Source organism: Paraburkholderia piptadeniae, assembly GCF_900007165.1.
Classification (GTDB): domain Bacteria; phylum Pseudomonadota; class Gammaproteobacteria; order Burkholderiales; family Burkholderiaceae; genus Paraburkholderia; species Paraburkholderia piptadeniae.
The window spans coordinates 1-6,129 of sequence record NZ_CYGY02000058.1 but is presented as its reverse complement, the minus strand read 5'-3'; the positions used below and the strand labels follow the sequence as shown (position 1 = coordinate 6,129).

The window sequence follows — 6,129 nt, the reverse complement described above, 5'->3', positions numbered from 1 at the left end:
CTTCCGCTGAGCAGCGCTGCCGGTACAACCCGACGACGTAAAACGTGTCGCCGTTGCGGCGGTTTACGTTTACCGTTCCCCGCACGACTCGCGCGTTCAACGACGAACGCTTTTACACTCATAGAAACACGGAGTCCGCGTCATTGCGCCGATGGCCGTACACCGTCTCGGCGGTGTCGCACGTGTCAACGTTCATTCACGGACCATCAAGAAAGACCGCGGAATTCACAGCCTTATTCGCTGGCCCGCGTGATGCGGCATCTGCGAGGCCGCCCTTAACCTGGGCCCGACCCGCCGACAGTTATCAGACATAGCAAGGACATCGTGATCTGGCTCGCCAATACGGTACTTGTGCTGCACGCGCTGATCGTCGTGTTCATCGTCGGCGGGCTGATCGCGATCTGGGTCGGCGCGGCCTTGAAGCGCGATTGGGTGCGCAACCGCGCTTTCCGGATCGTGCATCTTGCGGCCATCGGTGTAGTCGCGATGCTGGCGGTTCTTGGCGTGCCGTGTCCGCTCACCGTCCTCGAGGACTGGCTGCGCACGGGTGCGGCCGGCCCGCAGGGATTCGTGCAGCGCTGGGTGAGTGCACTGCTGTATTACGATTTGCCAGCCTGGATTTTCATAGCCGCCTACGTGCTGTTTCTGCTGATCGTCGCAGTGACCTGGCGCCGCATTCCGCCTCATTCATGAAGGACCGTCTGCCGGCGGCCCCGTCAACGACAAACTCGCGTGCCGCGATGAACAAACGATCTACGTATATCCATGCAGATGGCGATCTGCCATAGAGCGGCGCGAATGGCCTACACTCGAATCCAGAATTGAACGAACGCGCTGCCCGCTAGCTGCCGTGTTATCGCCGCGTGCGATGCCACAGCGTCAGCGGACATCCCATCGACATGGAGCGGGGCCGTGACTATCCGCAAGCTAAGGGTTCGCGTACTTGCGCTCTGCGTCGCAGGCGCGTTGCTGGGCAGCGGCGCGACATCGGCGGATGAGGTGAAAGTCATGATCTCGGGCGGCTTCGCGTCGGCCTATCGCGAACTGGGCCCGCAGTTCCAGGAGGCGACGGGCCGCACGTTGACCACCGTCTGGGGGCCCGTGACGGGCAAGACCGCGAATGCGATTCCCGTGCGTCTAGCGCGCGGCGAATGGGCCGACGTGCTGATCGTGGTCAGCTATGCGCTCGACGATCAGATCGACGCCGGCAAGGTCGTGCCGGGCAGCAAGGTGGACTTCGCTCGCTCGGCAATCGGCATGGTGGTTCGCGATGGCGAGCCGAAGCCGGATATCAGTTCTATCGACGCATTGAGGCGCACGCTGCTCACCGCACAATCGATCGTCTATCCAGACAACGCAACGGGTGTCTATATCGGCGGCGAGCTGTTCGAACGTCTCGGCATTGCGGGACGACTCGCAATCAAGAGCCGCATGATACCTGCGGAGCAGGTCGCCGATGCTGTCGCGAACGGGCGGGCCGAGATCGGATTCCAGCAGGTCGTCGAACTGTTGCCCGTGAAAGGCGTGATATTTGCCGGAAGCCTGCCTGCGGAATTGCAGAGATACACGGTGTATTCCGGAGGCATTGGCACCAACGCGAAGAACCTCGCCGGCGCGGCAGCGCTGATCCGCTTTCTGTCATCGCCCGATGCAGCGCCCGCGATTATCGGGAGCGGACTTGAACCGCTCCCGCCAGCGCCAGCGAATTGAGCGAAAGCAGGCAATCGGGCGGATCGGAGCCTCGCGATAGATCCGACGCAATCTCTATGTCGCCCAGGTGTTCGGCGGAAACAGACAGATTCCCGAGAACCTGTTGGCCAGACACCGAGCCCCAACCATTGGGCGGGAGAGCCGAAGGCCCCTAGTGAGTTGCTCTCTGGGAAAATGATGTTTTAATTCAATCGATTAGGCTTGGTACGCGGAGCCGGTAACAGGACTGGCACAACCTCTGCATATGTGGGAGCGAGCGCAACGAAACGTGCTCTTCCCACTGAAACACGCCAAACCAGGAGATTTATCATGACTTCGCTGACCATCAAAGATCTTTCGCATAACGAAGAACTTTCCGTCGAGGCCCTCTCGGCAGTGCGCGGCGGCAGCAACTACAACGCCTTCAACACGAACGCGGCGTTCGGCGGCGGCTTTGCGAGCCCGGCTATCGTCGTGGCCCCTGTCACGCAGACGGAGACGAAGGTCGACATTCCGACGATCCAGAACTTCGGCGGCCTGCAGTTCGTCAAGAGCTAAGTGCTGATCCGGGAGAGCTGCGATTCTCCGCTCCTCACGGCGCAACGAATCGTGCTCTCCCAAATCGAAACACCCGTCAATCCAAGGAGTTCTACCATGGCCTCGCTGACGATCAGGGACCTCTCGCATCACACAGAACTGTCCGCCGAAGCGCGTGGCGCGGTGCGTGGTGGCAGCAACTTCAACTTCGGCAACGTGAACGCCGCGTTCGGTGGCGGCTTTGCCAGCCCTGCCATCGTGGTAGCGCCCGTCATCCAGACGGATACGAAGGTGGTGATTCCCACGCTCCAGAATTTCGGCGGTCTGCAGTGGCTGAAGGGGCTTTGAGCCTCAGCATTCGGCAACCGTCTTGCCTTGCGAAGCCAGCTTTGCTTCGCCAGATCAGATTCGATAGCTCGCGACAGAACGACGAAACGGGGTAAGCACGAAGGAGGAGACGGAGTCACTATCACAAGCGTTCGTCCGAGAGACACCGTCAGGTCTTGTCCCTGATGGTTTCAGCCCGCCAGGCCGTTCTCCGTCTGGCGGGCTTCTTTGTTTGCGCCAGAAAACCCTACAAATACAGTGCGCCAAAGCGCCCGCGCTTCACGCAGTCAGCGACGCGTGCCGTTGCGCCCAAACCCTGTCGCTCCATATCGGTTCCGCTCACATCGCAGCGGAAACATGCACCGCCGGCCGCGGAAGCGCGTCGTGTCCATCGACGGGCGGCATTCTCGTCTATTCCGCCGCTCGCGCGATATTGACGATCGCGTAGCCCTCCTGCTTCCAATCTTTGCACTGAGGCCCGCCCTCGGCTCCGGCACATCGTTATCAAGTTCTCGACACCATGATGTGGCCAGTCGTAGCGACGGAATTCGGCACTGTTCGATCAAAACAGACAGCTATCCGCGAACCTGTTGGCGAAGCACAGGCCGTCGTTTGCTGCGAGTCGATGCAAAGAGCAGCGTCAATGATGGTCGTTTCAAGGAAGTGCCTTTATTTTCAGTGCTTTACAGATAGTCAGTGCGTCGCAGGCCGCGCTTGGCACACCCTGTGCGTATATAGCCGCGAGCGCAAACAAATCGTGCTCTACCTAAACCGAAACATAGACCATCAGGAGATTCATCATGGCATCGCTGACCATCAAAGACCTCTCGCATAACGAAGAACTTTCCGTCAAGGCACTCTCCACAGTGCGCGGCGGCAGCAACTACAACGTCGGCAACATCAACGCGGCGTTCGGCGGCGGCTTTGCCAGCCCGGGTGTGGTAGTTGCGCCCGTCACGCAGAACGACACGAAGGTTCAGATCCCCACGATCCAGAACTTCGGCGGCCTGCAAGGCGTGCTGATCTAAATCGCAAACGACTCACTCTCTCTCGCTTCACAACCCATTCGATTCAGGAGAATCATCATGGCATCGCTGACCATCAAAGACCTCTCGCACAACGCAGAACTCTCCGTCAAGGCGCTCTCCGAAGTGCGCGGCGGCAGCAACTACAACGTCGGCAACATCAACGCGGCGTTCGGCGGCGGCTTCGCCAGCCCGGGTGTGGTGGTTGCGCCCGTCACGCAGAACGACACGAAGGTTCAGATCCCCACGATCCAGAACTTCGGCGGCCTGCAAGGCGTGCTGATCTAAATCGCAAACGACTCACTCTCTCTCGCTTCACAACCCGTTCGATTCAGGAGAATCATCATGGCATCGCTGACCATCAAAGACCTCTCGCACAACGCAGAACTCTCCGTCAAGGCACTCTCCGAAGTGCGCGGCGGCAGCAACTACAACGTCGGCAACATCAACGCAGCGCTTGGTGGCGGCTTCGCCAGCCCGGGCGTGGTGGTTGCCCCCGTCACGCAGAACGACACGAAGGTTCAGATCCCGACGATCCAGAACTTCGGCGGCCTGCAGGCCGTGCTGTAAGCAGCAAACGATTCACTCTCTTTCAACTCGCAACTGTTCCATCCAAGGAGATTTAACTATGACTTCGCTGACCATCAAGGATATTTCGCATAACGAAGAACTGTCCGCCAAGGAGCTTTCGGAAGTGCGCGGCGGAAGCAACGTCAACGCCTTCAACACGAACGCGGCATTCGGCGGCGGCTTTGCCAGCCCGGCTATCGTGGTCGCACCTGTCACGCAGACGGACACGAAGGTCGACATTCCGACGATCCAGAACTTCGGCGGCCTGCAGTTCGTCAAGGCGTAAGTTCACGGCCTTGTCGGGGGAGCACGATTCGTTTGCGCCCGAAGGTGCGGAGGAAGCGGAGCTCCCCCTCGGCCGGATCAGCCGAGGGCCATCAGATCGCTTGTCCGGTGCGAACCGCGATCTGTACCCGAATGTATCTGGCCATGGATCAGATACATAACATCACAATAAGCCGGGTTCTCGACACATTGCAGATACCTTGGCGCGCTTTAATGCTTCCGTGACGGCGCTTCCTGTCGCCGCTCCGTTCGAGTACCTTCGAAGCACAAGCGCGTTCAACAACAAGGAGAGGCAAATGTCAGAGAGAATCGATTCACGTCGTCGGAGCTTCCTGGGCACAACGGCCCTTGCTTTTGCGGCTGCTCAGTTCGGCATGCTGGGTTCCGCGCGTGCCCAGACCAACGTTTCGACGCCTGCGACGTTGCCTCCGGAGAAGCCGGGCCATACGTCTTTCGCGTCGCTCAAGCAGATCGACGCCGGCCTGCTGAATGTCGGCTACGCGGAGGCGGGACCGGCGAGCGGACCTGCCGTCATCCTTCTGCATGGCTGGCCTTACGACATTCATAGCTTCGTCGACGTTGCGCCGCTGCTGGCATCGCGCGGTTATCGCGTGATCGTCCCGTATCTGCGCGGCTACGGCTCCACGCGTTTCCTTTCGCGCGACACGATGCGCAACGGACAACCGTCGGCTGTGGCAAGCGACATCATCGCACTGATGGACGCGCTCAACATCCAGCAAGCGGTACTCGCCGGCTTCGACTGGGGCGCGCGCACGGCCGATATCGTCGCGGCGCTGTGGCCCGAGCGCTGCAAGGCGCTGGTGTCGGTAAGCGGCTATCTGATCGGCAGTCAAAAGGCTGGTGCGATGCCGTTGCCGCCCGAGGCGGAGTTCCAGTGGTGGTATCAGTTCTATTTCGCAACGGATCGCGGACGCGCGGGCTATGAAAAGTACACGCATGAATTCGCAAAGCTGATCTGGCGGCAGGCCTCGCCGAAATGGAACTTCGACGACGCCACGTACAACCGCAGCGCGGCCGCCTTCGACAACCCGGACCATGTCGAGATCACGGTCCACAACTATCGCTGGCGGCAAGGGCTTGCAGCGGGCGAGGCGCGCTACGACGAATTCGAGCAGCGACTTGCCGCGGCGCCCACGATCGGCGTGCCCACTATTACGCTTGAGGGCGACGACAACGGCGCGCCCCATCTGCCGTCGAGCGCCTATAGAGGTAAGTTCACGGGCAAGTACGAACACCGGACGATCACGGGTGGCATCGGCCACAACCTTCCGCAAGAAGCACCACGAGCATTCGCGCAGGCTGTGGTCGACGTCGACCGGTTCTGAACACGAGACCTATGCGGGGCCGCGCAACAGGCGGCCCACATTTACGCGCGTTCCTTGACGACCGCCAGATAGGCCTTCTTGACGTTGACGCGTTTGCTCGCCTGACGGAGAACAGCAAGCGCTTCGGCGTGAGTGCCGACGGACGGACCCGAGCCGGGCAGCGGCTTGCCCGCCGTCTCGCGCAACGCGATCACCGACACGATACCGATCAACGATGCGCCCATCAGGTAATACGCGGGCATCATCTGGTTGCCGGTGCGGTCGACGAGCCACGCTGCGACGAGCGGCGTCGTACCGCCGAACAGCGACACCGACACGTTGAAGCCGATCGCAAGCGCGCCATAGCGGAT

The 6,129-nt window shown here is 60.6% G+C and carries 9 protein-coding genes and 1 pseudogene; 9 read left to right on the top strand and 1 reads right to left on the bottom strand.

Annotated features, from left to right (window positions below; translation table 11 throughout):
- The first annotated feature begins 324 nt into the window (after window positions 1-324).
- From BN2476_RS28720 to BN2476_RS28680, 9 genes are all read left to right on the top strand, one after another.
- Complete coding sequence (locus BN2476_RS28720) at window positions 325-693, top strand: DUF2784 domain-containing protein (protein ID WP_087737612.1); 369 nt, start codon at window positions 325-327, stop codon at window positions 691-693.
- Window positions 694-912: 219 nt separating this feature from the next.
- A complete protein-coding gene (locus tag BN2476_RS28715) occupies window positions 913-1,710 on the top strand; it encodes a molybdate ABC transporter substrate-binding protein (RefSeq protein ID WP_087737611.1) in 798 nt (265 codons plus the stop codon).
- A 309-nt stretch (window positions 1,711-2,019) separates the two neighbouring features.
- Complete coding sequence (locus BN2476_RS28710) at window positions 2,020-2,247, top strand: hypothetical protein (protein ID WP_087737610.1); 228 nt, start codon at window positions 2,020-2,022, stop codon at window positions 2,245-2,247.
- Window positions 2,248-2,343: 96 nt separating this feature from the next.
- The gene (locus tag BN2476_RS28705) at window positions 2,344-2,574 is read left to right on the top strand and encodes a hypothetical protein (RefSeq protein ID WP_087737609.1); all 231 of its coding nucleotides are present in this window, start codon (window positions 2,344-2,346) and stop codon (window positions 2,572-2,574) included.
- A 779-nt stretch (window positions 2,575-3,353) separates the two neighbouring features.
- The gene (locus tag BN2476_RS28700) at window positions 3,354-3,581 is read left to right on the top strand and encodes a hypothetical protein (RefSeq protein WP_087737608.1); all 228 of its coding nucleotides are present in this window, start codon (window positions 3,354-3,356) and stop codon (window positions 3,579-3,581) included.
- Window positions 3,582-3,638: 57 nt separating this feature from the next.
- On the top strand, window positions 3,639-3,866 hold the full coding sequence (locus BN2476_RS28695) for a hypothetical protein (protein WP_087737607.1): 228 nt from the start codon (window positions 3,639-3,641) through the stop codon (window positions 3,864-3,866).
- Between the two features lie 57 nt (window positions 3,867-3,923).
- The gene (locus BN2476_RS28690) at window positions 3,924-4,148 is read left to right on the top strand and encodes a hypothetical protein (RefSeq protein WP_087737606.1); all 225 of its coding nucleotides are present in this window, start codon (window positions 3,924-3,926) and stop codon (window positions 4,146-4,148) included.
- A gap of 58 nt (window positions 4,149-4,206) precedes the next feature.
- Entirely contained in the window at window positions 4,207-4,434 is a 228-nt protein-coding gene (locus BN2476_RS28685) for a hypothetical protein (RefSeq protein WP_087737605.1), read from the top strand.
- 295 nt (window positions 4,435-4,729) lie between these two features.
- Complete coding sequence (locus tag BN2476_RS28680) at window positions 4,730-5,779, top strand: alpha/beta fold hydrolase (protein ID WP_087737613.1); 1,050 nt, start codon at window positions 4,730-4,732, stop codon at window positions 5,777-5,779.
- Between the two features lie 41 nt (window positions 5,780-5,820).
- Here the strand turns inward: BN2476_RS28680 and BN2476_RS28675 are convergent.
- Window positions 5,821-6,129: pseudogene (locus BN2476_RS28675) on the bottom strand (MFS transporter); the annotation flags it as partial.